Annotated in this window: 22 protein-coding genes; 12 read left to right on the forward strand and 10 right to left on the reverse strand. The window is 71.5% G+C overall.

Going from position 1 to position 26,774, the window contains the following annotated elements; all coding sequences use genetic code 11:
• The first annotated feature begins 23 nt into the window (after window positions 1-23).
• From OG819_RS16030 to OG819_RS16040, 3 genes are all read left to right on the forward strand, one after another.
• Window positions 24-1,631, forward strand: coding sequence for a 4-coumarate--CoA ligase family protein (locus tag OG819_RS16030; protein WP_266649996.1), 1,608 nt, complete (start codon window positions 24-26; stop codon window positions 1,629-1,631).
• Entirely contained in the window at window positions 1,628-2,371 is a 744-nt protein-coding gene (locus OG819_RS16035; protein WP_266649998.1) for an enoyl-CoA hydratase family protein, read from the forward strand. The genes OG819_RS16030 and OG819_RS16035 overlap by 4 nt, the downstream gene beginning before the upstream one ends.
• 149 nt (window positions 2,372-2,520) lie before the next feature.
• Window positions 2,521-3,054, forward strand: coding sequence for a TetR/AcrR family transcriptional regulator (locus tag OG819_RS16040; protein WP_266434106.1), 534 nt, complete (start codon window positions 2,521-2,523; stop codon window positions 3,052-3,054).
• A gap of 30 nt (window positions 3,055-3,084) precedes the next feature.
• On the opposite strand, the gene pdxH is transcribed toward OG819_RS16040, so the two are convergent.
• Entirely contained in the window at window positions 3,085-3,723 is a 639-nt protein-coding gene (pdxH, locus tag OG819_RS16045; protein ID WP_266434108.1) for a pyridoxamine 5'-phosphate oxidase, read from the reverse strand.
• A 433-nt stretch (window positions 3,724-4,156) separates the two neighbouring features.
• Here pdxH and OG819_RS16050 point away from each other — a divergent pair, with 433 nt between their 5' ends.
• Window positions 4,157-5,257 (forward strand): citrate synthase 2, encoded by a 1,101-nt coding sequence (locus OG819_RS16050; RefSeq protein WP_266625693.1) that lies wholly within the window; start codon window positions 4,157-4,159, stop codon window positions 5,255-5,257.
• 30 nt (window positions 5,258-5,287) lie between these two features.
• Here the strand turns inward: OG819_RS16050 and OG819_RS16055 are convergent, their stop codons facing one another.
• A complete protein-coding gene (locus OG819_RS16055; RefSeq protein WP_266625691.1) occupies window positions 5,288-6,334 on the reverse strand; it encodes an isopenicillin N synthase family oxygenase in 1,047 nt (348 codons plus the stop codon).
• A 665-nt stretch (window positions 6,335-6,999) separates the two neighbouring features.
• Between OG819_RS16055 and OG819_RS16060 the strand changes: the two genes are divergently transcribed.
• A complete protein-coding gene (locus OG819_RS16060) occupies window positions 7,000-8,382 on the forward strand; it encodes a PAS domain-containing protein (protein ID WP_266650000.1) in 1,383 nt (460 codons plus the stop codon).
• Window positions 8,383-8,465: 83 nt separating this feature from the next.
• Here the strand turns inward: OG819_RS16060 and OG819_RS16065 are convergent, their stop codons facing one another.
• Window positions 8,466-9,221 (reverse strand): SIS domain-containing protein, encoded by a 756-nt coding sequence (locus OG819_RS16065; RefSeq protein ID WP_266625687.1) that lies wholly within the window; start codon window positions 9,219-9,221, stop codon window positions 8,466-8,468.
• A 275-nt stretch (window positions 9,222-9,496) separates the two neighbouring features.
• Here OG819_RS16065 and OG819_RS16070 point away from each other — a divergent pair, with 275 nt between their 5' ends.
• A complete protein-coding gene (locus tag OG819_RS16070; protein ID WP_266625686.1) occupies window positions 9,497-10,189 on the forward strand; it encodes a metal-dependent transcriptional regulator in 693 nt (230 codons plus the stop codon).
• Window positions 10,190-10,975: 786 nt separating this feature from the next.
• Window positions 10,976-11,851: an alpha/beta fold hydrolase gene (locus tag OG819_RS16075; RefSeq protein ID WP_266625684.1), complete on the forward strand. Its 876-nt coding sequence runs from the start codon at window positions 10,976-10,978 to the stop codon at window positions 11,849-11,851.
• A 104-nt stretch (window positions 11,852-11,955) separates the two neighbouring features.
• Here the strand turns inward: OG819_RS16075 and OG819_RS16080 are convergent, their stop codons facing one another.
• From OG819_RS16080 to OG819_RS16090, 3 genes are all read right to left on the reverse strand, one after another.
• Window positions 11,956-13,596, reverse strand: coding sequence for a transporter (locus OG819_RS16080; RefSeq protein WP_266625682.1), 1,641 nt, complete (start codon window positions 13,594-13,596; stop codon window positions 11,956-11,958).
• Window positions 13,593-14,387, reverse strand: a complete 795-nt coding sequence (locus OG819_RS16085; protein WP_266650001.1) for an ABC transporter ATP-binding protein — start codon at window positions 14,385-14,387, stop codon at window positions 13,593-13,595. The genes OG819_RS16080 and OG819_RS16085 overlap by 4 nt, the downstream gene beginning before the upstream one ends.
• Before the next feature lie 93 nt (window positions 14,388-14,480).
• Window positions 14,481-15,143: a bifunctional DNA primase/polymerase gene (locus OG819_RS16090; RefSeq protein WP_266652707.1), complete on the reverse strand. Its 663-nt coding sequence runs from the start codon at window positions 15,141-15,143 to the stop codon at window positions 14,481-14,483.
• A 297-nt stretch (window positions 15,144-15,440) separates the two neighbouring features.
• Between OG819_RS16090 and OG819_RS16095 the strand changes: the two genes are divergently transcribed.
• Complete coding sequence (locus OG819_RS16095) at window positions 15,441-16,826, forward strand: transcriptional regulator (RefSeq protein WP_266650003.1); 1,386 nt, start codon at window positions 15,441-15,443, stop codon at window positions 16,824-16,826.
• A gap of 1,717 nt (window positions 16,827-18,543) precedes the next feature.
• On the opposite strand, the gene OG819_RS16100 is transcribed toward OG819_RS16095, so the two are convergent.
• Window positions 18,544-20,064, reverse strand: a complete 1,521-nt coding sequence (locus OG819_RS16100; protein WP_266650005.1) for an ABC transporter substrate-binding protein — start codon at window positions 20,062-20,064, stop codon at window positions 18,544-18,546.
• 171 nt (window positions 20,065-20,235) lie between these two features.
• Here OG819_RS16100 and OG819_RS16105 point away from each other — a divergent pair, with 171 nt between their 5' ends.
• Window positions 20,236-20,682, forward strand: coding sequence for a hypothetical protein (locus OG819_RS16105; RefSeq protein WP_266583286.1), 447 nt, complete (start codon window positions 20,236-20,238; stop codon window positions 20,680-20,682).
• Window positions 20,683-20,756: 74 nt separating this feature from the next.
• Complete coding sequence (gene purU, locus OG819_RS16110) at window positions 20,757-21,638, forward strand: formyltetrahydrofolate deformylase (RefSeq protein ID WP_266625673.1); 882 nt, start codon at window positions 20,757-20,759, stop codon at window positions 21,636-21,638.
• A 135-nt stretch (window positions 21,639-21,773) separates the two neighbouring features.
• Here purU and OG819_RS16115 read toward each other — a convergent pair whose 3' ends face one another.
• Together OG819_RS16115 and OG819_RS16120 are read right to left on the reverse strand one after the other, a co-directional pair.
• Complete coding sequence (locus OG819_RS16115; protein ID WP_266634426.1) at window positions 21,774-22,973, reverse strand: zf-HC2 domain-containing protein; 1,200 nt, start codon at window positions 22,971-22,973, stop codon at window positions 21,774-21,776.
• A 212-nt stretch (window positions 22,974-23,185) separates the two neighbouring features.
• Window positions 23,186-23,767, reverse strand: a complete 582-nt coding sequence (locus OG819_RS16120) for a sigma-70 family RNA polymerase sigma factor (RefSeq protein ID WP_266650007.1) — start codon at window positions 23,765-23,767, stop codon at window positions 23,186-23,188.
• Window positions 23,768-24,155: 388 nt separating this feature from the next.
• Here OG819_RS16120 and OG819_RS16125 point away from each other — a divergent pair, with 388 nt between their 5' ends.
• Both OG819_RS16125 and OG819_RS16130 read left to right on the forward strand, forming a co-directional pair.
• Window positions 24,156-24,530: an STAS domain-containing protein gene (locus OG819_RS16125; RefSeq protein ID WP_266650009.1), complete on the forward strand. Its 375-nt coding sequence runs from the start codon at window positions 24,156-24,158 to the stop codon at window positions 24,528-24,530.
• 156 nt (window positions 24,531-24,686) lie between these two features.
• Window positions 24,687-25,199 (forward strand): EF-hand domain-containing protein, encoded by a 513-nt coding sequence (locus tag OG819_RS16130; RefSeq protein ID WP_266433510.1) that lies wholly within the window; start codon window positions 24,687-24,689, stop codon window positions 25,197-25,199.
• A 44-nt stretch (window positions 25,200-25,243) separates the two neighbouring features.
• Here the strand turns inward: OG819_RS16130 and OG819_RS16135 are convergent, their stop codons facing one another.
• Window positions 25,244-26,749: a class I adenylate-forming enzyme family protein gene (locus OG819_RS16135; RefSeq protein WP_266625669.1), complete on the reverse strand. Its 1,506-nt coding sequence runs from the start codon at window positions 26,747-26,749 to the stop codon at window positions 25,244-25,246.
• Window positions 26,750-26,774: the final 25 nt, after the last annotated feature.

The raw sequence follows: 26,774 nt of genomic DNA on the forward strand, positions 1-26,774 counted from the left end.
CCCGAGCCGCTCCAGGAGGAACCGTGTTCCGCAGCGAGTACGCCGAAGTCCCGGCCGTAGAGGAACCCATCCACGAGGCGGTATTGGGCCGCGCCGCCGAGCGCGGCGACGCGCCCGCGCTGATCGACGGAGTCGACGGCACCACGCTCACCTACGGGCAACTGGACCGGTTCCACCGCCGGCTGGCCGCCGCGTTCGCCGACGCGGGCGTCCGCAAGGGTGACGTCCTCGCCCTGCACAGCCCGAACACCGTCGCCTTCCCGACGGCGTTCTACGCCGCCACGCGCGCGGGGGCGTCGGTCACGACCGTGCACCCGCTCGCCACGCCCGAGGAGTTCGCCAAGCAGCTGCGGGACAGCGCCGCGAACTGGATCGTCACCGTGTCGCCCCTCCTGGAGGCGGCGCGGCAGGCCGCCGAGCTCGCCGGCGGAGTGCGGGAGATCTTCGTCTGCGACAGCGCGCCGGGGCATCGCTCGCTGATCGACCTGCTCGGCTCGGCCGCGCCCGAACCGGAGATCGACATCGACCCGGTGACGGACGTCGCGGCCCTGCCGTACTCCTCCGGGACGACCGGCATACCCAAGGGGGTGATGCTCACCCACCGGTCCATCGCCACCAACCTGGCGCAACTGGTGCCCTTCTTGCCGATGGGCGAGGGCGAGCGCATCCTCGCGGTGCTGCCCTTCTTCCACATCTACGGGCTGACGGCCCTCATGAACGCGCCCCTGAGGCAGGGCGCCACCGTCGTCGTACTGCCCCGCTTCGACCTCGACACCTTCCTCGCGGCCATCGAGAAGCACCGCATCAGCGGCCTGTTCGTGGCGCCGCCGATCGTGCTGGCCCTGGCCAAGCACCCGGCCGTCGCGCGGTACGACCTGTCGTCCCTGAAATACATCATCTCCTCCGCCGCGCCCCTGGACGCCAAGCTCGCGCTGGCCTGTGCCGAGCGGCTCGGGCTGCCGCCCATCGGCCAGGGCTACGGGATGACGGAACTGTCTCCCTGCACGCACCTGGTCCCCCTGGACGCCGCCCAGGACGCGCCCCCAGGAACGGTCGGCAGGCTCGTCGCGGGCACCGAGATGCGCATCGTCTCCCTCGACGACCCCGACAAGGATCTGGGCGTCGGTGAGGCGGGCGAGATCGTCATCCGCGGGCCCCAGGTCATGAAGGGCTATCTGGGGCAGCCCGACGCCACCGCCGCGATGATCGACCCGGACGGCTGGCTGCACACCGGAGACGTCGGCCACGTGGACGCCGAGGGCTGGCTGTTCGTCGTCGACCGCGTCAAGGAGCTCATCAAGTACAAGGGCTTCCAGGTCGCGCCCGCCGAACTGGAGGCCCTCCTCCTCACCCACCCCGGTATCGCGGACGCGGCCGTCATAGGGGTCTACAACGAGGACAACAACGAAGTCCCGCACGCCTTCGTGGTGCGCCAGCCGTCCGCGGCCGGCCCGGCCGGTCCGGCCGCGGACCTCTCCGACGTCCCCGACCTCTCCGAAGGAGAGGTGATGATGTACGTCGCCGAGCGTGTCGCCCCGTACAAGAGGGTCCGCGGCGTCACCTTCATCGACGCCGTCCCACGGGCGGCCTCCGGAAAGATCCTGCGCCGGGAACTGCGGGGCCTGTCATGACCGTTGAACCGGTTGTCCGCGTGGCGCACGACCGCGCCATCACCACCCTCACCCTCGACGCGCCCGCCAACCGCAACGCCCTCTCCGCAGCCCTCGTGGGCGAGCTCGCGGACGGGCTCACCCGGTGCGGCAAGGACCGCGACGTCCGCGCGGTCGTCCTCGCCCACACGGGGAACACGTTCTGCGCGGGCGCCGACCTGCGCGACCCGCCGCACCCGGACGCGCTCGTCGCCCTGCTGCGGCAGATCGTCGAGCTGCACAAGCCGGTGGTGGCCCGCGTGACGGGCCATGTGCGGGCGGGCGGACTGGGGCTCCTCGGGGCCTGCGATCTGGCGATCGCCTCCAAGGAGGCCACGTTCGCCTTCACGGAGGTACGCATCGGCGTCGCGCCCGCCGTGATCTCCCTTCCCCTCCTGCCTCGTACGGACCCCCGCGCCCTCGCCCGCTACTACCTGACGGGCGAACGCTTCGACGCGGCGGAGGCGGTACGGACGGGACTCCTGACGGCGACCGGCGACGACGTCGACGTCACCCTGGAACCCGTACTGGACGGCCTGCGCCGCGCCTCCCCCCAGGGCCTGGCCGAGACGAAACGGCTGCTCACGGCTAGGGTGCTGGAGGCCTTCGACCGGGACGCGGCCGCCCTGACCGCGCTCTCGGCCGAACTGTTCTCCTCCGCGCAGGCCCGCGAGGGGATGACGGCCTTCCTCGAACGACGGGATCCCGCATGGGTGGTGTGAGCACGACGGAAGCCGCGGGGCACGCGGAGCCCACGGACGTGACCACAGAGGCGACCACGGACGCGACGGAGCCTGCCGAACAAGCCCCTCGCGGTTCCCGGCTTCCGCACGTTCCCAAGCAGGACCGCAGCCGGGCCACCAGGCAGCGGCTGCTCGCGGCCGCCGTGGCCTGTCTCGCCGAGCACGGCTGGGCGGGTTCCACGGTCTCCGTCGTCGCCGAACGGGCGGGAGTGTCCCGGGGGGCCGCCCAGCACCACTTCCGTACCCGCGAGGACCTGTTCACCGCGGCGGTCGAGTACGTCGCCGAGGAACGCTCCACCGCACTGCGCGCCCTGTTCCCGGACGGTGCCGCCGACCGCCGCGAGGTGGTCGCGGCCCTGGTCGACCTCTACACCGGCCCCCTCTTCCGCGCCGCCCTCCACCTCTGGGTCGCCGCCTCCGACGAGGAACAACTCCGTCCGAGGGTCACCGAGCTGGAGGCCCGCGTGGGCCGCGAGACCCACCGGATCGCCGTGGAGCTTCTCGCCGCCGACGAATCCCGCCCGGGCGTACGCGAAACGGTCCAGGGCCTCCTGGACATGTCCCGCGGCCTCGGCCTCGCCAACCTCCTCACCAACGACGGGGGGCGCCGGGAGCGAGTAGTGGCGCAGTGGGGTCTCCTGCTGGACGAGGCGTTGGGCTGAGCGCCGCCCGCGCTCCCGCTCCCGCCCGCGTCACGGGCTGAGGCGCTCCACCCGCCAGCCGCCGTCCGGCTCCGCCACGTACCGCAGACGGTCGTGGAGGCGGTTCTCGCGGCCCTGCCAGAACTCGACGGTCCGGGGAGCGATGCGGAAGCCGCCCCAGTGCGGGGGCACGGGGACCTGCTCGCCCTCCGGGTAGCGGGCGCTCAACTCCTCGTAGGCGACGTCGAGCTCGTCCCGGGAGGGGATGACCGAGGACTGGGCGCTGGCCCAGGCGCCGAGCTGGGAGCCGTGCGGGCGGGTGCGGAAGTACGCGGCGGTCTCGTCGCGGCCGGTGCGCCGTGCCGTTCCGGTGACGATGACCTGGCGGGCCATCGGGTGCCAGGGGAAGAGCAGCGAGACGTACGGGTTCTCGGACAGCTCGCGTGCCTTGCGGGAGTCGTAGTTGGTGTAGAAGACGAAGCCCTGCTCGTCGTACTGCTTGAGCAGCACCGTGCGTGAACTGGGCCGCCCCTCCGCGTCCGCCGTGGAGACGATCATCGCGTTCGGCTCGTACACCATGCCCTGTACGCAGGCCTGTGCGGCCTGCTTGAACCAGCGCGCGAACTGGTCCATGGGATGCGCGGCGAGATCGGCCTCGACGAGCCCCTCGGCGCGGTAGTGGGCGCGCATCGCGGCGGGGTCGGCGGCGAGTTCTTCGCCGGCGCCCTCGGCCGCTTCTTCGGCGGCGGCCCGTGCCGCGCGCTGGACGAGGGGCTCGGCTGCGGATTCATCCGGGAAGCGGTCGGTCACGCGGTCATCTTGCCGTATTCGGGCCCCCACCCGGCGGGGTGGGCTTCATCACTGAGTGGCACTGAGTGCCGCACACCCTCCCCAAAGGTGACACCCGGGGATATCGTGCTGCTGCCGTCCCGTTGGGGTGACCGCCGGTCGTACGGGGCATCACCGGGATGACGTACCGGACCGCGAGTCCACGAGCGACCGTGGAACCGGACGTCGACCCGTCACCCATCGTCGGCCATGCTTGCCGACCGCACGAAAAGCGCACGAAAAGGCATAAAACCCCCCAAAATCCGCTGTCGCACACATCACGAGGAGCCGCCTGATGTCCGACTTCGTACCCGGACTCGAAGGAGTCGTCGCGTTCGAGACGGAGATCGCCGAACCGGACAAGGAGGGCGGCGCACTCCGGTACCGGGGCGTCGACATCGAGGATCTGGTCGGCCACGTCTCCTTCGGGAACGTCTGGGGCCTCCTCGTCGACGGCGCCTTCAACCCCGGTCTGCCGCCCGCCGAGCCGTTCCCCATCCCCGTCCACTCCGGCGACATCCGCGTCGACGTGCAGTCCGCGCTCGCCATGCTCGCCCCCGTCTGGGGCCTCAAACCCCTCCTCGACATCGATGAGGCCCAGGCCCGCGAGGACCTCGCCCGCGCCGCCGTCATGGCCCTCTCGTACGTCGCCCAGTCCGCCCGCGGCCAGGGCCGACCCATGGTTCCGCAGAGCGAGATCGACAAAGCGCACTCCGTCGTCGAGCGCTTCATGATCCGCTGGCGCGGCGAGCCCGACCCCAAGCACGTCGCGGCCGTGGACGCCTACTGGACGTCCGCCGCCGAGCACGGCATGAACGCGTCCACCTTCACCGCCCGCGTCATCGCCTCGACGGGCGCGGATGTCGCCGCCGCCCTCTCCGGCGCCGTCGGGGCCATGTCCGGGCCGCTGCACGGCGGCGCGCCCTCCCGCGTCCTCGGCATGATCGAGGAGATCGAGCGCACGGGAGACGCGGAGGCCTACGTCAAGAAGGCCCTGGACAAGGGCGAACGCCTGATGGGCTTCGGCCACCGCGTCTACCGCGCCGAGGACCCGCGCGCCCGTGTCCTGCGCCGCACCGCCCGCGAGCTCGGCGCCCCCCGCTTCGAGATCGCCGAGGCGCTGGAGAAGGCGGCTCTGGAGGAGCTCCACGCACGCCGTCCGGACCGCGTCCTGGCGACGAACGTCGAGTTCTGGGCCGCGATCATGCTCGACTTCGCCGAGGTCCCGGCGCACATGTTCACGTCGATGTTCACCTGCGCCCGTACGGCCGGCTGGTCGGCGCACATCCTCGAGCAGAAGCGCACGGAACGGCTCGTACGGCCGTCCGCGCACTATGTGGGCCCCGGCCCGCGCAGCCCCCAGGAGATCAAGGGCTACGAGGACATCGCCCACTGAGCCTCCGTCGGGCCAAGGAGCGGCCGGTCGTCACGCGGGGGTGAGCAGCTCCGCGTGATGACGGGCCGCGACCAGTGGGTGGGCCCGGAGCTTGCCCTTCAGCTCGTTGAAGCCGTACTCCGCGAACAGCGGGTTCGCCGGGTCGTCGGTGACGCCGGGCGCGGCGGAGGCGTGCGGGAAGGGCAGCGGCTCCACGAGGGCGTCCAGTCGCGGGTTGTAGAAGAAGGGCACGGAGAACCGCTCGGTGGCCCCGGGCGGGCTGACGACCCGGTGGTTGGTGGCGACGAGGTACCCGTTGGTGGCCACTTCCAGCAGCTCGCCCAGGTTGACCACGAACGCCCCCGGCAGCGGCGGCACCTCGTGGAAGAGGCCGTCCTCGCGCTGCACCTGAAGGCCGCCGACCTGGTCCTGGAGCAGCAGCGTCAGGAATCCGTAGTCCTTGTGCGCGCCCACGCCCTGGTCGGCGCCGTCGCCCGCGCTGCCCGGGTACCGCACGAGCTTCAGATGCGGATGGGCCCGCTCCCCGAAGACCGGCTCGTAGAAGTCGGCGGGGGCCCCGATCGCGGTGAGCAGCTCGCGCAGCAGCCGCGCCGCGACCGAGCTGAGCCGGTCGATCCACGCCAGCGCGGCGGTCCGCAGCTCCGGCAGTGCGGCCGGCCACTGGTTGGGCCCTTGTAGCCACCAGTAGGCGGGCTTGCCCGGACCGGGGGTGCGCGCGGGCCGCTCGGCCCCTATGTCGAGCTGGTCCCGCCAGTCCCGGCTGCCGCCGGTGCGCTCGTCGCCGGTGCGCGTGTACCCGCGGAAGTGTGGAGAGTTGACGTTGTCGAGGGCGAGCCGCTCGGCCTCGGGCAGGGCGAAGAACCGGTGCATGGCGTCGAGCAGGGCGGCGGTCTCGCCCTCGGTCACGCCGTGCCCGACGAGCTGGAAGAAGCCCACGTCGTGGGCGGCGCTGTGCAACTGCGCGTGCAGCAGGGCGCGGGCCTGGGGGCCGCGGTCGGCCGCGGAGAGATCGATGATCGGAAGCTGCTGGTACAGCCGGTGCTGCTGGTGCTGGGCAGAAGACGTGTTCGTCGTCATGAGGTGCGTCCGCAGGGTGTACGGGTGCCCGGGCGGCCGCCGGGGATGGGGCGGGGGCCACGGGTGCCAAGGGGGAGGAGAGGGGCCGAGGTCAGGAAGAAGCCCGACAGCCCATGCTCGTGACGCGCACGAAGTCCACGTGTCGGCGTCGAACGAGCATCGGAAACATGGTCCAAGGGTACTGCGGACCCCCCGAAACGCATGTGCCCTGCGTCACATGCCCTGCGAAACGCAGACGACCCGCGAGCTCGGGTCCCTCCGCCTCTCGGCGGAGGAGCCGGCCGGACGTACCGGCGAGCTCGCGGGTCGGGTGACTGCTTGGGATTGGGGCCGGCTGCACGCTCATCTCACGTACTGGTCCGGCACCGCACTCATGTGGTGACGGGCCGCTAGCCCGCAGCCACCTCACGCGTCCGGTTCTTGTACATGTGCCGAACCACCTCCCTTCTCGTGTAGACCACACCTTAGGAACCGATCGGCGTCAGCTCAACCACTTTTTTTCGACCCCTGCGATTCCTGGGGCTGGCGGGGCCGAATCCCTGCGTACAACGATTTCTTCCCATCTTTGGGGAACACGATGTGGGCTGGGTCACGTTCGAGTTGAATGAAGGCGAGTGAGCGAACTGTCTCGCCGTACGTGCGGACGCAGCCTGCAGGGGGTCCAGGTGAGTGCTTCCCGGCGTAGTGGGACCACCGACGAGCTGGGGCCGGACCAGCCCGAGCCGGCTGGTTCGGATCTGCTTGCCGCGCTGCTGGACGGGATGGACGCGGCACTGTGCGCGTTCGACGCCGATGGGGTCGTCACCCATTGGAACCGCGAGGCCGAGCGGATTCTCGGCTGGACCGCGGCCGAGGCCGTGGGGCGGCGCGGGTTCGCCGGGTGGGCCGTGCGGACCGCGGACGCCGAGGAGGTCGAGGCGCGGCTGCTGTCCGCGATGGAGGCCCCCGGGCGCCAGGTGCACGAGTTCGCGCTGCTGACCAAGGACGGCGGGCGCGTGCTCGTACGGACCCAGTCCGCCGCCGTGCGCGGAGCCGACGGGAAGCCCGCCGGGGTGTACTGCGCCTTCAGCGAGGTGCACGCGCAGATCGATCTGGAGCGGTCCATCGCCCTGAGCGAGGCGTTGTTCGAGGACGCCAGCTGGGGTGTGGTCCTGGTGGACGCGGACCTGCGGCCCGCCGTCGTCAACGCGCACGCGGCCCGGGCCCTGGGGATCGGGCGTACGGCGGTGCTCGGACGGCCGCTGGGAGAGCTGCTGTCCCAAGGGGTCGAGGAGTTGGAGAGCGCGCTCACGCATGTGCTCGCCGAGGGCGCCCCGCCCGCGCCCGCCGAGATGTGGGTCAGCGTGCGGTCGGCCGAGGGCGAGAAGCGGCGGTGCTGGCGCAGCGGGTTCGTGCGCCTTGCGTCACCGCTCGCGGAAGAACCGGTTCCGCTCGGTGTCGGGTGGCTCTTCCAGGACGTCACCGAGGCCAAGCACATCGAGCAGGAGGCGGCTCTGCTGCGGTTCAGGGCCAACCAGCTGCACCGGGCGGCACGGGCGGCCGCCGAGTGCGAGGACCCCGGGGAGGCCGCCACCGTCCACCTCGACTTCGCGCTCGCCGGGTTCGCCGACCACGCGCTGATCGACCGGGTCGCGGGCGGTTCGGCGGGGTACGACGACGAGCCCGTACGGCTGGTACGCGCCGCGGCCACGCCCGCCGGGGCGCCCGGGCCGAGCCTGCTCACCGGGAAGGCCGGACTGCCCGTGCGGTACGCCGAGGGGCATCCCGCGCTCCAGTGCGTGGAGCGGGCCGGGTCCGTACGGGCCAGCTCCGGTGAGATCACGCCCGAGCGGATGCGGGAGTGGGCCACCGCCCGCCAGTGGCCGCCGGACTCGGTGCACGCCCTGTGCGCGGTGCTGCGCAGCCGGGGGCGCACGCTGGGCGTCGTGACGTTTCTGCGGGGGTCGGGACGCAGCCAGTTCGAGCGCACGGACGCGACGTACGCGGAGGACGTGGCGGTACGGATCGCCATGGCGCTGGATCTGGAGGGATTGGCGGGGCGGACATAGAGCCGCCGCCATCCCCACCCGAACGGCCCAGCGGGGGCCGAGGATTTCGGTGGGCTCGGCGGCCGTGGAAGATCCAGGTCGGCTCAGCGGCGGTAGAAGATCCGGTCGCCGTACTCCGTCATCACCCGGCCGTTCCACTCGTGGCCGCCGTCGACGTTGCCCGAGCGCAGCAGGGGCGGCTCGATGCCCCGGTCGGCCAGCGCGCCCGCGGCCGTGGCCATGACGGCCTGGAGGAGGGCCGCCGTGACCACCGTGGAGGCGGGGGCGAAGGGCGCCTCGATCGTCTCCAGGGTCAGTTCCGCGTCGCCGACCGCGATCTTCGAGTCGAGGACGATGTCGCAGTGGTCCTTCAGATAGGTCCCCGAGACGTGCCGGGACGTCGTCTCCGAGGCGTAGGCGACCGAGGTGACGCCGATGACCTTCACGCCCAGGGCCCGCGCGCTCATGGCCATCTCGACCGGGAGCGCGTTGCGGCCGGACAGGGAGATGATCACGAGTACGTCGCCGGAGCGGAGCGGGCTGGATTCCAGGACCGCGCTCGCGAGGCCGTCGACCCGCTCCAGGGCCGAGCCCAGCGTCGCCGGCATGACGTCGACGCCGACCACACCCGGGACCGGGAGCAGGTTCATCAGGGCGAGGCCGCCCGCGCGGTAGACGACGTCCTGCGCGGCGAGCGAGGAGTGCCCGGCGCCGAAGGCGAAGAGCCGGCCGCCGTCGACGACGGTGTCGGCGATCAGGGTGCCGGCCGCGTCGATGTCTCCCGCGTCCTCGTCGCGCACCCGCTGGAGCAGGCCGATCGCCGCGTCGAAGAACTGCCCGGCCAGCTTGCGGTCGCTCATCGGCGAAGCCCCTTAGAAGTCTCGTCGGCGTCGGGTGGACGCTGGGTCACGCTTCGTGCCGCGGATCACGTTGCGGTCTGGACCAGCGCCCTGTCAATACGGCCTGCGGAGGTGGCCGCGGAGGCACCCGGTGGGGTGTTCGCCCGGGCAGTCGTAACCCCGTGGTTTCGACGGCGAGGCACGCTTGTCAGTGGTATGCGTCAGAATTGGGTTCAGGGCCAGCGCACACGCCGGTGAGCCACCGAGCCTTCGGCAGAGCTAATCAAGGGGCACGTATGTCCGGACTGATCGACACCACGGAGATGTATCTCCGCACCATCCTCGAGCTGGAGGAGGAAGGCGTGGTCCCCATGCGCGCCCGGATCGCGGAGCGGCTCGACCAGAGCGGTCCGACGGTCAGCCAGACGGTGGCACGCATGGAGCGCGACGGTCTGGTGGCGGTCGCCACCGACCGGCACCTGGAGTTCACCGCGGAGGGCCGACGCCTGGCCACCCGCGTCATGCGCAAGCACCGCCTCGCGGAGTGCCTGCTCGTCGACGTGATCGGTCTGGAGTGGGAGCAGGTGCACGCCGAGGCGTGTCGCTGGGAGCACGTGATGAGCGAGGCGGTGGAGCGGCGCGTGCTGGAGCTGCTGCGCCACCCGACCGAGTCGCCGTACGGCAACCCGATCCCCGGACTGGAGGAGCTGGGGGAGAAGGACGGCGCCGACCCGTTCCTGGACGAGAGCATGGTGTCGCTGGCCGAGCTCGACCCCGGCCTGGACGGCAAGACCGTCGTCGTACGCCGGATCGGCGAGCCCATCCAGACGGACGCGCAGCTGATGTACACGCTGCGGCGCGCGGGCGTGCAGCCTGGCTCCGTGGTGAGCGTGACGGAGTCGGCGGGCGGCGTGCTCGTCGGCAGCGGCGGCGAGGCGGCGGAGCTGGAGTCGGGCGTCGCGTCGCATGTGTTCGTCGCCAAGCGCTGACGTCCGCTGATCGTGGGAGGCCTCGCACCCCGGGTGCGGGTTTCCCGGCCCTGAGCCCGCGAGGGGCCGCTCCCGGGGGTGGGCCACGGGGTCCGGCGGTCGCCGAACCCCGGGTCGGCCTCCGGGCGCCCGCCGTGGAGCGTGTCGTCCGCCTGCGGTGACCCGGCAATCCACCCCTCCCCGGCTCCCGACGACTTACCTCGGTCATGTCAACTCCCGTGACAGCAGGGGTAGTTGTGACGTTTTCTCTACATGGCCGAAACCAAGATTCAGTGTGCGGAATCGCAGCGGCGCGACCATTTGCGTGCGAGGCTGACCCGTGAGGCATATGACCTGAGGGCTCTTGACCGTGTCCAAGAGGGATGTCGCACGGTTGGGGAGGGGGCGGGGAGGATGTGCCGTAGATGTGGAGAGGGCCCCGGCACCTTGCGGCGCCGGGGCCTGTCCTCCCCTGTGCTGACCCGGAGCCCCGAGCTCCCAGGGTCATCCCCTTCGGACCGATTTCCCCGAGTGGTCCGCCTCCCGCTGAAGATCTCCCCTCGGCGGCGGCGGTCAATCCCCGAACATGGTCACTCGAACGAGGGGTGTTGCCGCCGAGAGGAGTATTTTCGAATGCCCATTCGATAACCTAGCGGCGTATCGCGGGCAAATCGGGTACAGGTAGAACAACACATCAGCGGACGCAGCGACACGACAGCGGTAGGAACCGGTAGGAAGCGGTACGAGTGGACCGGCCGACTCGAGCGGGAGCGAACGGTCCGAGCGAGCTAGGGGGGTGCCAGACCTATGGTGCGGCGCATCGACGTGACGGGCGCGGGCGGTCTACGCCTCGCTGCGTGGGAGTTCGCCGATCCTCCCAAGACCGACCCTCCCAGGACCCCGCCCGCCCCCGGCGTGCTGCTTCTGCACGGCCTCATGGGCCGCGCCTCCCACTGGGCGTCCACCGCCCGCTGGCTCTCCGAGCGGCACCGTGCGGTCGCCCTCGACCAGCGCGGCCACGGCCAGAGCGACAAGGCCCCGGAGGGGCAGTACACCCGGGAGGCGTACGTCGAGGACGCCGAGGCCGCTCTCGAGCAGCTCGGTCTCGCCCCGACCGTCCTCATCGGCCACGCCATGGGCGCGCTGACCGCCTGGCAGCTCGCCGCCAAGCGCCCCGACCTCGTCCGCGGTCTGATCATCTGCGACATGCGGGCCTCGGCGTTAGGGGCCGCGTCGCAGCGCGAGTGGGAGGACTGGTTCAAGGCCTGGCCCGTGCCTTTCGCCACGCTCGCCGACGTACGGAAGTGGTTCGGCGAGGACGACCCCTGGGTGGAGCGCCCGAACCCGTCCCGCGGCGAGTTCTACGCCGAGGTGATGCACGAGTCCGCCGACGGCTGGCGCCCGGTCTTCGACCCCGAGCAGATGCTCAAGTCCCGCCAGACCTGGGTGTACGACGCCCACTGGGAGGAGCTCGCCCAGGTCCGGTGCCCCGCGTTGGTCGTGCGGGGTCTCGACGGCGAGCTAGGCCGGGCCGAGTCCCAGGAGATGGTCCGCGTCCTGCCGTACGGCCAGTACGCGGAGGTGGCCGACGCCGGTCACCTCGTGCACTACGACCAGCCGGAGGCGTGGCGCGCCGCGATCGAGCCCTTCCTCGACAGCGTGCTCACCGGCCAGGACCGTTAGCGGCTCGGGCCTTCGTCAAAGGCTCAGCCCTTCTCCGCAGCTCACCTCCCCCCCCCCCCCGGGCAGCCCCTCCGCAGCCCCCCGCAGCGCACCCCCGCCGCAGCTCAGCCCTTGCTGACTGCCGCCAGGATCTCCGGCAGCCGCCGGGCCGTCCGCGGTGCCGCCATCCGCAGCCCGAACACCGTGAGCAGCGCCCCGTATCCCGCCCCCAGCGGCAGCAGCAGCCAGCTCCACCGGTGCCCGTCCGCCGTCACGTTCAGCCAGATCGTGAGGGCGATGACGGGGGCGGTCAGCAGCGCCGCCGAGACCATTCCGCCGAAGATGGCGATCCAGGCGAGGCCCGCCTGCCCGGGGGCCACGTTCTTGTAGCCCTCCTGCGGGATCGAGTACGGGAACCGGGCCGAGGACCACGCGCCGGTGGCCAGCATCGCGCCGAGCAGCGCGAAGGACAGTCCGAGCACCTCGGGCAGCTTGGGCCAGTCACCGAGCATCGCCGTCGTCAGCACGGTCACGAGGGTCGCGTACGGCAGGGTGATCACCAGGAGCGCCAGCGCACGCCCGCGCAGTTCGACGTACGCGTCGCGCGGGGACGCGATGGTCATCGCGACCATCCAGAACGCGGAGGTGTCCTGACCGAACTGGTTGTACATCTGGATGCCGAGCATCCCGGCCGCGAAGCACGCGAAGTAGATCGAGCCGGTGCCCTGCAGGGCGTTGAACACGGGCACGATCAGCCCGATCGCCAGCGAGGTCACCCACGCGGCCTTCGTCTTCGGGTCGCGCCACACGTAGCGCAGGCTGCGCTCCATGACGGTCCCGGTGCGCCCCGAGGGCAGCAGCCGGCGCAGTCCGCCCGTCGGGACCCGCTCCCGCGCCCCGGTCTCGCCCGCCTGCAGCGTCGATCCGTCCGGCGAGGTCATCAGCAGGGTCAGATGCCTCGACCAGAGCGCCAGCAGCCCCACCAGCGCCGCCACGCTCAGGGCGAGTTGGACGACCCCGGCCCCGTACGAGCCCTTGCTCATCGAGTCCACCGCGCCGATCGCCGACCCGGGCGGTACCCAGCGCAGCACGTCCGCCGCCGGGTCGAGCCGGGACAGTCCGCCCGCCGAACCGAGCCGCTGCGCGCCGAAGTTGACGACCTGCGCGCCGATCGCGACGACGAGGCCGCTCAGTACGGCCAGGTCGCGGCCCTTGCGGCTGGACAGCAGCCGGATGTTGGCGGCGGCGACGGCACGTGCGAGGGCCACACAGACGAGCAGGGCCACCGGCACGGCCACGACACCGGTGACGTACGCCGCCGTGCCGTGCGCCACGGAGATCACGGAACCGATCAGCAGGCACAGGGTGAACAGCGGTCCGATGCCGACCAGCGAGGCCACGAGCAGCGCCCGGACCAGCGGGCGCGGTCGTAGCGGCAGCATGACCAGGCGCGTCGGGTCGAGGGTCTCGTCGCCGCTGGGGAAGAACAGCGGCATCACGGCCCAGCCGAGCGCCAGGACCGCGATCAGCAGGACGGTGACGGAGACGGCGTGCGCGTTGCCGCGCAGGGCGATCAGGCCGAGCAGTTGGAGGGCGGCGAAGAGGAGGACGACGACGACCGAGGTGATGTAGGCGGCCCGTCGTCCGGCGGACTGCCGCAACCCGTTGCGCAGCAGCGACAGCTTCAGCCGTACGACGACGGGGGTGATCGAGGCCTCGGAGGAGACCTCTGAGGAGACCCCGGAGGCGTTCGTGCCGGCGCTCATCGCGTCGCCCCGCCGCCCAGCCAGTCCAGGTCGGACCCGCGGTCGTGGGCCTGCGCGCCGACCAGTTCCAGGAACGCCTGTTGGAGGGAGGGCGCGCTGCCGCGGACGTCCGCGAGCGGGCCGTGCGCGCGGATGCGCCCCGCGACCATGACGGCCACCCAGTCGCACAGCGATTCGACGAGTTCCATGACGTGGGAGGAGAAGACGACCGTGGCGCCCGACGCCGTGTAGCGCTCCAGGACACCGCGGATGGTCTGCGCGGAGACGGGATCAACGCCCTCGAACGGCTCGTCGAGGAAGAGGATCTCGGGGTTGTGGAGGAGAGCGGCGGCGAGGCCGATCTTCTTGCGCATGCCCGTCGAGTAGTCGACGACGAGTTTGTGCTGGGCGCCCGCGAGGTCGAGGACGTCGAGGAGCTGGGTGGTGCGTTTGTCGACCTCGGCACCGGGCAGCCCGCGCAGTCGGCCGGTGTAGGCGAGAAGCTCACGCCCGGAGAGCCGTTCGAAGAGTCGCAGGCCCTCGGGGAGTATGCCGATCCGGGCCTTCACCGCCGCCGGGTCGCGCCACACGTCATGGCCGACGACCTCGACGCCGCCCTGGTCGGGCCGCAGCAGCCCGGTCACCATCGAGAGGGTGGTCGTCTTGCCCGCGCCGTTGGGCCCTACGAGCCCGATGAACCGCCCCGCCGGCAACTCCAGATCGATCCCGGCGACGGCGACCTGCTCCCCGAACCGCTTCCAGAGCCCTCGCACACGTACGGCGGGAACGCCTGCCCCTGTTTGCTCGGCCATGTGAGCACCCTAAGGGGCAAGGTTTCAGGGGCGCGAGGAACCGCGCGACCAGCCACGACGAACCCGCGGTGAAAACACGACGCCCAACCGGCCCTACCGGTCCCTGCCGCACGCATAGGCGAGCGGCGAGATCAGTTCCTCCGCATCCGGCAGCCATCGATTCGCGGGCGTCGGCCGGCAGGCCCACTGCACCGCACCCCGCGACCCGAACCGGGTCGGCGGAGCCGCCACGTACGAGCCCTCGCCCAGGGTGACCAGGTCGAGGGAGGCGGGCGGCCAGCCCAGCCGCCGCACCAGGTCGGGGACCTTCGCCGCCGCACCGGGAAGGACGAAGAAGTGCATCCGCCGGTCCGGCGTGCACGTCACCGGACCCAGCGTCAGCTCCATCCGCTCCATGCGGGCGAGCGCGAGGAATCCGGCCGTCTCCGGCACATCGATCGCGTCGAACGTACGCCCGGTGGGCAGCAGGATCGACGCGTTCGGCTGCTTCGACCACATGCGGCGCGCGACGGTCGCGCTGCCCGTCGCCTGCGTCGCCCAGTCCTCGCATGCCGTGTGTGCGCCGGGCGCGGGGCAGGTGGCCTCGCCGCAGGAGCAGCGTTGCATCCCGTCGACAGCCTCCAGCCAGGTGCCGGGGAACACGTCCCAATGGCGCTCTTCGGCATATCGCACGGCGGTGTCAAGCAATGATTCGCCGCGCTGCTTCGGGATTTGGACGGCTTCGGGCCCCGCGATGGTCTCTTCCACGATGAACACAACTCTAGTGGCCACCGAGAGTTACGGGAGGCGCGTGCGCGGGGGAGGGGCATCGTTTCCGCGTGTGGGGCGCATGGATGCACGGGTGGGGGCGCGCACGGGGAACGACAGCGGGTGGTGGGTAACCAGGGGTGGGGTCGGGCAGTCGCCTTTACCCCGGCAATCCTCACATGTCTCGCATCTTCGGTATATCGGCGGGGCATTGATCTTCATGGCCGGCTTCCTTCGCTGTGGTTGGCCGATGAGGACACGTCAACTCGGTGCGTGGGCAGGCACCGCAGCCACAGGGGGTACGCCATGGCCGCAAGGCCTCTCGTCGCCAGGCAGCCGAACGAACGGCTGCAGGCGCTCATCCAGGAAGCGGGCTGTTCCAACGCCGGCCTGGCCCGCCGGGTCAACATGTGCGGCGCCGAGCACGGCCTCGATCTGCGCTACGACAAGACGTCGGTGGCGCGCTGGCTGCGCGGTCAGCAGCCGCGGGGACGCGCTCCCGCGATCATCGCCGAGGCACTCGGCCGCAAGCTGGGCCGTACGGTCACGATCGACGAGATCGGCATGGCCAACGGCAAGAACCTCGCGTCGGGTGTGGGGTTGCAGTTCTCGCCGACCGTCCTCGGCGCCATCGAGCAGGTGTGTGAGCTGTGGCGCAGTGACGTGGGGCGCAGGGACTTCCTGTCCGGCTCGTCCGTCGCGGCCTCCGCGCTCGTCGAGCCGAGCCGCGACTGGCTGATCTCCGCGCCGGACTCGCAGGTGGCGCGTGCGGCGGGCCCGCGGGTCGGGCTCTCGGACGTGGCGGCGGTCCGCGCGATGACCCAGGCGCTCACGGACCTGGACCACCAGTACGGCAGCGGGCATGTGCGCCCGGTCGTCGTGCACTACCTCAACAGCGTGGTCTCCGGGCTGCTCGCGGGCTCGTACCGGGAAGGCGTCGGACGCGAACTCTTCTCGGCGGTCTCGCGGTTGACGGAACTCGCGGGCTACATGGCCATCGACACCGGTCAACCAGGGCTCGCCCAGCGGTACTACATCCAGGCGCTGCGGCTCGCCCAGGCGGCCGGGGACCGGGGATACGGCGGGTACGTACTGGCCGCGTCCATGAGCCACCTGGCGGCGCAGCTCGGAAACCCGCGCGAGATCGCGCAGTTGGCGCGCGCGGCGCAGGAGGGAGCGCGGGGGCGGGTGACGCCGCGCGCGGAGTCGATGTTCCACGCCGCGGAGGCGCGCGGGCATGCCCTGATGGGCGACGCGCGCGCCGCTCAGGTGGCGTCCGGGCGTGCGATCACCGCCCTGGAGGGCGTCGACGCAGCCTCCGGCGACGACCCGACGTGGATCGCGCACTTCGACGAGGCCTATCTCGCCGACGAGTTGGCGCACTGCCACCGTGACCTGGGTCAGGCGGAGGCCGCCGCGCGCTGCGCCGAGGAGTCCCTCGCCGGGCACCCGGAGTCGCGGGCCCGCCGCCGGGCCATCGGTTACGTCCTGCTGGCCACCGCACAGGTCCAGCAGCGCGAGGTGGAGCAGGCGTGCCACACGGGCCTGCGCGCGGTCGAACTCCTCGGCACGCTCCGCTCCAACCGGGGCGCCGAGTACCTGGACGACTTCCAGCAGCGTCTGGAGCCCTACCGGGATGAAGCGGTGGTAAGGGAGTTCGGGGCGCGGATGGAGTTGCAGGCGGCGGCATGAGGGGATCGTGTGCGCGCCGGTGAACACGCGGTGTGCACGGTCGTGAACTCTGGGCGAACCAAGGCGCTTGGAGTGGGAGGAGGCAGATACAGCGCCCGGCGGGGCGTATTCGTTACCCCGGTCACAGGGGGCGGGGGTAACGGCCTGTGCTGCGTAGCACGGGCGCGTGGGGACCCGGTAGCGTGAGCCGACGATTCCGAAGGTCCCCCATTAGTAGGAGTCCCGGTGACACAGAGTGGACAGGGCGAGCAGCCCTCGGCGCGCACGGCGCGCGAAGGCATCGTGCTGCCCTCCGACGGCGGCGAGCCGCTGTTGCCGGGCATGACGGGCGACCGGGCCGTTCCCGCGGTCCCGGCGGGCGGTCAGACCTGGGACCAGCCCTGGGGGCCGGACCAGTCGGCGGCACCGGCCCCGCAGCCGGCCGAGGGCTGGGGGGCGCCCGTGAACGGCACCCAGACCTGGGGTGGCTCCGAGCAGTCCCCGGCCGGCGCCCCCGCTTCGGACTGGGGCGGCCACAATCCGTCCACCCAGACCTGGGCCGCGCCCGAGCAGCCGGCGCTGGGCTGGGGCGCCGCCCCGGCCCAGCAGCAGGGCTTCCCGGCCCAGCAGGCCCCCGGCGCCGGCGCGCTGCCGGCCGAGGGCGCACAGCCGCCGTCGTACGGGGAGCAGAGACCGTACGGGGATCAGCAGCAGCCGCCGTCGTACGGGGGTCAGGAGACGTCCTCGTACGGCGGTCAGCAGGATTCCGGGTACGGCGGTCATCAGGGCGGTGCCGTACCCCCGCACCAGCCGCAGGGCGCTGCCGCGCTGCCGCCCGCCGTTCCGGGAGCCCTGCCGCCCGCCGTCGACGAGGGCGCCACGCAGTACATCCCGCCGGTGGGCCCGGGTGCGCTGCCGCCCGAGGTGTCCTCGGGACCGCTGCCCCCGGCCGCGCACCCCGATGCCGAGGCCACGCAGTACATCGCCCCCGTGCCCGCCGAGCCGGGCGCGGCGGGCTACGGGATACGTCCGGGCGGGCCGGAGGACCGGCAGCCGCCCGCGGAGTTCGACAACCTGTTCCGCAGTGCGTCCGGCGCGCCGAGTGCGTCGGAGGGGCCCTCGTCCACGCAGCAGCTGCCGCGGTTCGAGGCCCCCCACGCGCACGCCCCGCACGCCCCGTATGCCGCGCAGGCCCCGGGGATGCCCGGAGCGCCGGGCGGGCGGGCCGCCACCCGGCGTGGCGCGGCCGACGACGGCAACGGCGGCCGGGGTGGACGGAGCGGCTCGCGCGTCCCGCTGATCGCGGCCGTCGGCATCGGTATCGTCGTGCTCGGTGTCGGGGCCGGCGCCCTGCTCGGCGGCGGAGGCAGTGACAGCGGCAAGGACGACAGCAGCAAGAACGTGTCGGCGACGGCCGGGGCCACGGACGGCGCGTCGTCGTCCGTGGCCGACCCGGCCAAGGCACAGGTCGTCGCGCTGGACAAGCTCCTCGCGGACAGCAACAACAGCCGCGACTCGGTGATCAACGCCGTGGAGAACGTGAAGGCGTGCAACAACCTGGACCAGGCGGCCAGTGATCTGCGCGACGCGGCCAAGCAGCGGTCCGAACTGGTGACCAGGCTCTCCGGCCTCTCGGTCGACAAGCTCCCGAACAACGCCCAGCTGACCGCCGCGCTCAACAGCGCCTGGCAGGCCTCCGCGTCGGCCGACAACCACTACGCGGCCTGGGCCGACCAGGTCAAGGGCAAGAAGGGCTGCAGGAAGGGCCACGCCCGCAGCACCGGCCAGACCGCGGCGGCCAACCAGGCCAGCGGCACCGCGACCGCGCAGAAGGTGAAGGCCGCCAAGCTGTGGAACTCGATCGCCTCGACGTACGGACTGACGCGGCGCACGACGACCCAGCTGTGACCGCCCGGTCCGCGTCCGCGTCTCGGTTGGCGTCCGCGTTCTCCAGCGTCTTCGACACGTCGATGAACCCGTTGCGGTCCGAGGTCAGTAGACCCTTGCGCACGACCTGGAAGGTGACGTGGGCGTTGACCAGGCGCGGGAAGTCGACGGCCGCGATCAGGTCCTCGTAACGCCAGCTGAGGGTCGGGGTGAGGCGGCCCGTGGTCACCTTGAGGCCGTTGTCGAGGGCCTGCCGGATCGCGAGCGAGGTCACCTTGCTGTCGCCCAGTGACTCGACGACCGACTTGAACACGTTGTACGCGATCCAGGTGGTCTGCACGCCGGCGTCCGCGGGGTCGATCCGGTTGTCCCCGAAGGCCTGCTCCTTGATCACCTTGCGCATCGGGTTCCAGCGCGCGTCGCTCGCCACCGGGTACCAGCCGGTGACGTGCGCGCCCTCGTACGGGCTCGACGGGCCGCCGGTGGAGTCGATCAGGGACTGGTCGAGGCTGCCCAGCACCGTGCCCGTGCCCACCTTCGGATAGTCCTGGCGGTCGCGCCGGAAGGAGTCCATGAAGGTCTCGGTGCGGTCCCCGAGCGCGGACACCACACAGCCCTGCTTCAACGGGTCCGAGGTCGCGTGCTCGAGCGCGACCTTCGTCTGCCCCGAATACTCCGTCGCCTCCTCGGCGGCCCGCTGGTCGGTGGCGGCCGCGTGGCCCTGCCCCTTCAGGGCGGCGTTGAGCAGCACCGGGAGCTGGTCGCCCGCGACGGTGTCGGGGCGGACGAGCGCGACCGGGCCGCACTTGCTGCCGAGCTGCTGCCCGAGACCGGCCAGCAGGGCGGGCTCGCCGCCGTTGATCGGGTAGGAGAGCGGGCTGGAGAACTCGTCGTCGGTGACGCCGTAGCCGCCGATGTACGGGATGCCGGCGGCCTCCAGCGGGGCCAGGAAGGAGCGGCCGTGCTGGCTGTAGGAGCCGACGACCGCGACCGCGTTCTCGTCGGCCGCACGCCGGGCGCACTTCGCGGCGTACACGGTGTCGTTGTGGTCGTTGCAGGTCAGGACCCTGAGCTTGTGGCCGTTGATGCCACCGTTCGCGTTGACCCAGCGCGCGTAGGCCTCGGCCATCGCGGGCATGCCGGGCTTGTTGGTCGCGGGGGTGTCCTGCGGCGCCCAGGTCATGACGGTGATGGGGTCGTCCCCGGAGCCCCCCGTGACACCGGGGATGGCCCCGCACTCGACGGCGATCGACGCACACGCCGCCACCGCGCCCGCGAACAGCACTCTGGTCCTGACCTTGGTCGAGAGTCTGGTCCCGGTGCGTGGGGGGTGGACGGGTGGGGTGGTGCTGGTGCGTCGCCTACCGGTCATGGACGCACACGATTCCGTCACATCGCTAACCCGCGTGTGACCAGCGGTCAACGTGAGGTGACGCAGAGGTGAATTACGGGGGTCGTTGATCGCATTTTTGCGAGGAACGTACGATCGTCGACTGTGCAAGGTTCGGAGAACTCTTCCCGTCGCGGCCGTCGCTCCTCCACCATGGGCGGCATGCCACTGAACGACATGCCCTGGTGGCGCTGGCGCAGCAATGTGCGTTCCGCGCTGCACATGCTCTCCGACCCCGCCTTCCAACGTGACGTCTGGCTCGCCGGGATCGACGGATACGGGGACGTCACCGACGCCGTGTACCGCCTGGTCGAGGACACCTGGCTGGACAACTGGTCCGCCGAGAAGTACGTCGGCACGATCTTCCGGGACTCCCAGGAGGCGGCCCTGGTAGACACCGCCGTGCTTCGCGTCCTGCGGATCATGCACCAGGTCGGGCCCGACGCACCCGTCTCCGCGTACCTCGACCACCAGGCGTGGCCGGAGGCGCTGCGGGCGGCGCGCGACGCGCACGTACGCCTCGCGGTGAGCGACGGCGAGGATCCCGACATCCCCCCGCGGACGCTGGAGGTCCTGCGGATCCTGACGCGGTCGGCGTAGCGACCGGGCGCCGTGGGCGTCCGCGTGGCGGGACGGTCGTCCGGCGCGGTACCTCGTATGGGACCCTGTGGTGCATGAACGATCAGTCCGTCCGCGCCGCCGCGCCCGCCGAACAGTACGTCCTGACCCTCTCCTGCCCGGACAAGCAGGGAATCGTGCACGCCGTGTCGAGCTACCTCTTCATGACCGGCTGCAACATCGAGGACAGTCAGCAGTTCGGCGACCACGACACGGGACTGTTCTTCATGCGTGTCCACTTCTCGGCGGAGGAGCCGGTGACCGTGGACAAGCTGCGCGCGAGCTTCGCGGCGGTCGGTGACTCCTTCCACATGGACTGGCAGCTCAACCGGGCCGAGGACAAGATGCGGGTCGTGCTGATGGTCAGCAAGTTCGGCCACTGTCTGAATGATCTGCTCTTCCGCGCGAGCAGCGGCGCGCTGCCCGTCGACATCGCGGCCGTGGTCTCCAACCACACGGACTTCGCCGAGCTCGTGGCCTCGTACGACATCCCCTTCCATCACATTCCGGTGACGAAGGACACGAAGGCGCAGGCCGAGGCGCAGGTGCTCGAACTGGTCCGCTCCGAAGGGGTCGAACTGGTCGTGCTGGCCCGCTACATGCAGGTGCTCTCGGACGACCTGTGCAAGCAGCTCAGCGGCCGGATCATCAACATCCACCACTCCTTCCTGCCGAGCTTCAAGGGCGCGAAGCCTTACCACCAGGCGCATGCGCGCGGTGTGAAGCTGATCGGCGCGACGGCGCACTATGTCACCGCCGACCTCGACGAGGGGCCGATCATCGAGCAGGAGGTCGAGCGCGTCCGTCACGACGTGACGCCCGACGGGCTGGTCGCCATCGGGCGGGACGTGGAGTGCCAGGCGCTGGCGCGCGCGGTGAAGTGGCACGCCGAGCGCCGAATCCTCCTGAACGGCCGCCGCACGGTGGTGTTCGCGTAGGGCCGGGGCCGCGTCCTTCAGCCCGTCCGGCGTTTGAGGACGAGGCCGTTCAGGCCGATGCGGGGGTCTGGGGGCGGAGCCCCCAGATAAGGATGGGACGGGTAGGGGCGGCGGGGGCGAGGAAAGCGGGTCGGCTCACATCCGACTCAGCGACGCGGCGGCGAAGAGCACGTCCCTGATGGCCTCGCGATCACCCACCTGCCCCGCCGCCGCTTCCTCCGGCGACACATGCCCCGCCGCCAGCCGACAGAACTCCACCCCGTCCAGCGCGACATGCGCGACCTCGTGCTCGGCGGAGGCCACGCTCGCCGGAGAGTCGAGCGGGATCAGCCACTCGCCACCACCGAAGCCCTCGATCTCCAGACGCAGGCTGCGCCCGGGCGCCCCCGCCGCGACGAGCCGGCGCGGCGCCGGAGCCGACAGCCCCGCCCGCCGCCGCTCGGCGAGCGACACGGGCAGCATCCGCGCCGCCAGATCGATCATCCGGTGCAGATGACGCGGCGCGGGCGGCTCGTACGGATAGTCCACGGCGTCCGCGATGTCCCCCGCGTGCACCCAGCACTCGAAGGCGCGGTCCAGCATCGAGTCGCTGAGCGGCAGTTCGAAACCGCCGTACGACACGGCGAGCCGCCCGGAGCCCCCGCCCGCGAACGCCACCGTACGGACGAGATGGTGGCTCTGCTCCCGCCAGGGCCCGCGCACGGCCCGGGTGGGCGGGAAGTGCGAGGCACGCCAGTAAGCCTCGGTGCGCTCCGAAGGGGTCGTGGCACCCGGAGCCGCCCCCGGCGCCTCGGTCTTCGCGCTCGTCGCTCCGCCGAGCGGGTCCTCCAGGCCCAGCGCGACCCCCACCAGCCCGTCCACGGAGAGCAGATGCGCGATGACCCCGGCCACGGTCGTACGCCGGCTCAGGGGTGCGTCGCCCTCGAACCAGCGCAACCGCACCGGCGCGTGCCACTCCGCGTCTCCTATGTCCTGCAACAGCGCGTCGAGCCGCGCGGTCTCCGCGTCGTAGGGAGCCGCCCACTCGGGCACCGGAATACGCGCAGGGCGCCGGTCCAGGCAGCTCTCCAGGACCCGGGTGCGCAGCGCCGGGTCGATGTCGAGGCTCTCCTGCGGGTGCAGCAGCCCGACCGCCTCACGCAGCCGCAGCGCCTCGTCCGCGCACGAGCCGCACTCCCCGAGGTGCTCCTCGACCGCCTCCGTCTCCGGAGCCGAGCAGGCGGCCAGCGCCCACGCGCCGAGCAGTGACTTCAGCACCCGGTGTTCCAGGGCGAGCGGCGTGGGTTCGGGCAGCGGAAGTCCGGTGTCCTCGACGGAGGAACGCGGCGTGGGGATACGCGGCGGCTGTCCCGAACCGGAGGTACCGGCGGAACCGGGGAACCCACCGTCATCGCCCCCGCTGTCCACGCCACCGTCCTTGGCCTCGTGCTCCTCGCGCTTGTCGTGCTCCTCGCGCTTGTCGTCCTCCTCGTGCTTGTCGTGCTCCTCGTGTTTGTCGTGTTCGTCGAAAGGCTCGTCGAAGGTCTCGAACCGGTCCGCTCCGCCACTCACCGCGCACCTCCGTATTCGGGCGGCACACCGGAGGGCCCGGCGTCGTGGGCGGTGGACAGCAGTTGCAGGCCGAGGCGGAGCCGGCGGCGGGCCTCGTCCTCGGTGACGCCGAGGTCGGCGGCGGCCTGGCGGTAGTCGCGGCGCTGGAAGTACGCCAGCTCCAGGGCGGCCCGCAACGGGGTCGGCATGGACGTGACGATGTAGTCAGCGCGGGCGGCGACGGAGGCGCTGCGCACTTTGCGTTCCAACTCCTCGGTGGTGCCGCCGCCGTCCAGGGCGAGCGCGGCGGTCTCGGTGGTGCGCAGCCGCTGCACGGCGAGCCGGTGGGTCAGCGTGGCGATCCAGGAGCGCAGGGGCCCCTGCTTGGGGTCGTACGACTCGGGGCTCTGCCAGACGTGGGCGAACACCTCGCGCGTGATGCCGTCGGCGGCCCGCTCGTCGCCGAGCACGCGGTGCGCGAGGCCGTGTACGAGCGAGGCGAACCGGTCGTAGAGCTCACCGAGCGCGGCCGCCTCCCCGCGTGCGAGCCGCTGCTGCATCTTGCGGTCCCAGCGGGGCGGTGCGTCCTTCCTCGCCATGCGGCCCCCTCACTCTGCTCCTGCCCGGCGCCTGTCCCTGCGTCCCTGTCCGTACCGGCCGGCGTCCCCGTCCAGCCTGTGTGCATCGCTGTCTCGAATGTAGTCGGCACGTCCGACAGCGCACGCCCCTTTACGTCAATGTGCGCCCCTGGACGGGGTGCGGATGGTAGAAGCCCATCACTTCCCCCCTTGGATCCGATCGAACTAGACCGTATGTGACCACTGAACGACCGAAACAGCTCGGTCGTCCAGCGTTTTCGACTGTAGACCGACGTTTCATCGATCCCGTACCGGTGTTTCATGGAACGACGGTGGGGCAACCGCGCTGACAGGAAGCGTAAGAGGTGCTTCCGTTTTTCGGCGGGCGAGGCGAGCGGGAGGCGTTGCGGTGACGCTCAAGGTGACCGACGACGAATGGGGCGAGTGGGCCGTGCTCCGGGTGTCGGGCGAGATGGATCTCGTGACGTCTCCGGTGCTGCGCCGGCGGGTGCACGAGGCGGTGGCGGAGGGCCGCCGCAGTCTGGTCCTCGACCTCTCCGAGGTTCTCTTCTGCGACTCCAGCGGTGTCGGGGTCCTCATCGCGACCCGCCGCCTGGTCCGCTCCTGCCAGGGGCGTCTGCGGCTGATCCTGCCGGCCCGGGGCGCGTCCGACGTCTCCCACGTCAACCGCGTTCTCGGGGCCCTCGGCGTGCGCCGCCTCTTCGATGTCTATCCGGACGTCGGCTCGGCCGTCGACGAGGAATCGAGCCCGCTGTCGGCGTGAGCCCGCGCCACACAGTTGTCCGGGAATTCCCTCGGTCTTGGCACAACCGTCGTTTTCCCCCACCCCCGGTGGCCTGGGCGTCGTACGCTCCGTGCCAGATGAAAACCGCAGTCCGGCTGAGAGTCCGGCTGAGTTGTAAGGCGGTCCGAGAAGACCATGGTCAGCACCGAGTACGAGCGCAGGATTGCCGCCCGCTTCGCAGGCTTCGACCAGGACGGCAACGGCTACATCGACCGGGAGGACTTCAACGCCGCGGCGAAGTCGGTTCTCGCCGAGTTCGATACGACGGCGCGGTCGGACAAGGGCCAGGCCCTGTACGTCGGCGCGGAGGCGTTCTGGCAGGGCATGGCGGGGATAGCGGATCGTGACGGCGATCAGCGCATCACCCGGGCGGAGTTCGTGAACGGCGCCGTGAAGCGGCTGCGTGACAGCCCCGACCGCTTCGGGGAGATCGCCCGTCCCTTCCTGCACGCGGCCCTCGCCGTCGCGGACACCGACGGGGACGGAACGGCAACGGTCGAGGAGGCCGTTCGCGTACTCAAGGCCCTGGGCGTGCCGGACGGCGTCGCCGCCGTGGCGGCCGCGGCGCTCGACACGGACGCCGACGGCCGGATCGGCGAAACGGAGGTCGTCACCTCGTTCGCCCGCTACTTCACCGTGCCGGAGTAGCCCCTACGGGACCCGCACTCCCCCTGGCCGTCCGGTCCCCACCCTCACCCCTCCCCCGAAAACCGCTCCCTGAGCTTGTACTTCAGTACCTTTCGGAGCGTTTCGTTGCGGGGGAGGGCGTCCACCACCTCCAGCTGCTCGGGGAGTTTGTGGACGGAGAGTCCCTCCTCGCGCAGGTACGAGATCACGACGGGGAGCGTCAGTTCGGCGGCGCCCGGGGGCTGTTCGACCACCGCGCAGACCCGCTCGCCGCGTTCGGCGTCCGGGAGGCCGATCACCGCGACGTCGCCGACGGCGGGGTGCCGGTGCAGCAGGTCCTCGATCTCCTTCGCGGAGATGTTCTCGCCCTTGCGGATGATGACGTCCTTCAGGCGCCCGGTGAGGACGAGATGCCCGCTCTTTGTCAGATGACCTACGTCGCCGGTGATCAGGTACCCGTCCTCGTCGAAGGCCTCGGCGGTCTGCGCCGGGTCCAGATAGCCCTGGCAGACGGCCTCCCCGCGCAGCCGTACCTCGCCGTCCACGATCCGTATCTCCATGCTCTCCGGCGGCCGGCCCTCCGTCGTCGCGAGGTTCTCGGCCGTGTCGTCCGGCGCCCCCATCGTGATCATCGGGACCTCGGTCATCCCGTACCCGTGGGTGAGCTGCACGCCCATCTCCCGTACGACGGAGTGGTAGACCTCGGGCGGCTTCGGCGCGCCGCCGCCCGCCAGCAGCCGCAGCGTGGGGATGACCGGCTCGGACGGCCGTTTGCGCTGCTCGGCGAGGAACATCGAGTAGAACGCCGTCGAACCGCCCGCCACCGTCACCCCGTGCCGCCGGTACTCCGCCAGCGCCGCCGGCAGTGCGAAGTGCTCGAACATCACCGCGGGGAAGCCGTACAGCAGCAGCATCACCGTGTAGTCGGGCCCGGCGATGTGCGCGTACGGGAAGGCCATCGAGCCCACGTCGTCGGCCGACAGGCGCAGCGCGTGGGCGAGACACGACCCGCCCGCGATCAGCGAACGGTCCGTGTGGAGGACGCCCTTGGGGTCGGACGTCGTCCCCGAGGTCCAGTAGATCCAGCGGACCGAGGTGCCCTCGGCGGGTGGCGCGGGCAGCGCGGCGGGATCGCCGTCCGGCAGCACGTCGTACGCCTCGAAGACGCCCTTCGCGCCGAGCCGCCGCGCCATCGCCGTGTGGTCGAAGCCCCGCCACTCGCCCGGTACGGCGAAGTACTCGGCCTTGGACTCCCTGAGCGCGAAGCCGACCTCGCGGTCGCGGTAGAAGGGGATGACCGGGGACTGCACGGCGCCCAGGCGGGCCAGGGCGAAGGACAGCAGGGCGGTCTCGATACGGGTGGGCAGCTGCCAGGCGACCACCGTGCCGGGGCGTACGCCCATGTCGTACAGGCCCGCCGCCACCCGCTCGGCGCGGTCGCGCAACTCGCCGAAGCTCAGGGTGCGGTCCTCCTGGAGAAGGACCGGGCGGTCGGGGGTGAGGTCGGCCCGGCGGGCGACCAGTTCCCAGAGGGTGCGGCATGCGCTCAGTGCGTGGGCGGTGTCGTTCACGGCGGCGGCCCCCTGTGACCGTGAT

Source organism: Streptomyces sp. NBC_01549 (genome assembly GCF_026339955.1).
Lineage (GTDB): Bacteria > Actinomycetota > Actinomycetes > Streptomycetales > Streptomycetaceae > Streptomyces.

Excerpts from the sequence above, each read along its gene's own strand:
- OG819_RS16035 (WP_266649998.1), top strand. The coding sequence starts at position 1,628 with ATGACCGTTGAACCGGTTGTCCGCGTGGCGCACGACCGCGCCATCACC.
- pdxH (WP_266434108.1), bottom strand. The coding sequence starts at position 3,723 with ATGCGCGCCCACTACCGCGCCGAGGGGCTCGTCGAGGCCGATCTCGCC.
- OG819_RS16050 (WP_266625693.1), top strand. The coding sequence starts at position 4,157 with ATGTCCGACTTCGTACCCGGACTCGAAGGAGTCGTCGCGTTCGAGACG.
- OG819_RS16055 (WP_266625691.1), bottom strand. The coding sequence starts at position 6,334 with ATGACGACGAACACGTCTTCTGCCCAGCACCAGCAGCACCGGCTGTAC.
- OG819_RS16065 (WP_266625687.1), bottom strand. The coding sequence starts at position 9,221 with ATGAGCGACCGCAAGCTGGCCGGGCAGTTCTTCGACGCGGCGATCGGC.
- OG819_RS16070 (WP_266625686.1), top strand. The coding sequence starts at position 9,497 with ATGTCCGGACTGATCGACACCACGGAGATGTATCTCCGCACCATCCTC.
- OG819_RS16075 (WP_266625684.1), top strand. The coding sequence starts at position 10,976 with ATGGTGCGGCGCATCGACGTGACGGGCGCGGGCGGTCTACGCCTCGCT.
- OG819_RS16080 (WP_266625682.1), bottom strand. The coding sequence starts at position 13,596 with ATGAGCGCCGGCACGAACGCCTCCGGGGTCTCCTCAGAGGTCTCCTCC.
- OG819_RS16085 (WP_266650001.1), bottom strand. The coding sequence starts at position 14,387 with ATGGCCGAGCAAACAGGGGCAGGCGTTCCCGCCGTACGTGTGCGAGGG.
- OG819_RS16095 (WP_266650003.1), top strand. The coding sequence starts at position 15,441 with ATGGCCGCAAGGCCTCTCGTCGCCAGGCAGCCGAACGAACGGCTGCAG.
- OG819_RS16100 (WP_266650005.1), bottom strand. The coding sequence starts at position 20,064 with ATGACCGGTAGGCGACGCACCAGCACCACCCCACCCGTCCACCCCCCA.
- OG819_RS16105 (WP_266583286.1), top strand. The coding sequence starts at position 20,236 with ATGGGCGGCATGCCACTGAACGACATGCCCTGGTGGCGCTGGCGCAGC.
- purU (WP_266625673.1), top strand. The coding sequence starts at position 20,757 with ATGAACGATCAGTCCGTCCGCGCCGCCGCGCCCGCCGAACAGTACGTC.
- OG819_RS16120 (WP_266650007.1), bottom strand. The coding sequence starts at position 23,767 with ATGGCGAGGAAGGACGCACCGCCCCGCTGGGACCGCAAGATGCAGCAG.
- OG819_RS16130 (WP_266433510.1), top strand. The coding sequence starts at position 24,687 with ATGGTCAGCACCGAGTACGAGCGCAGGATTGCCGCCCGCTTCGCAGGC.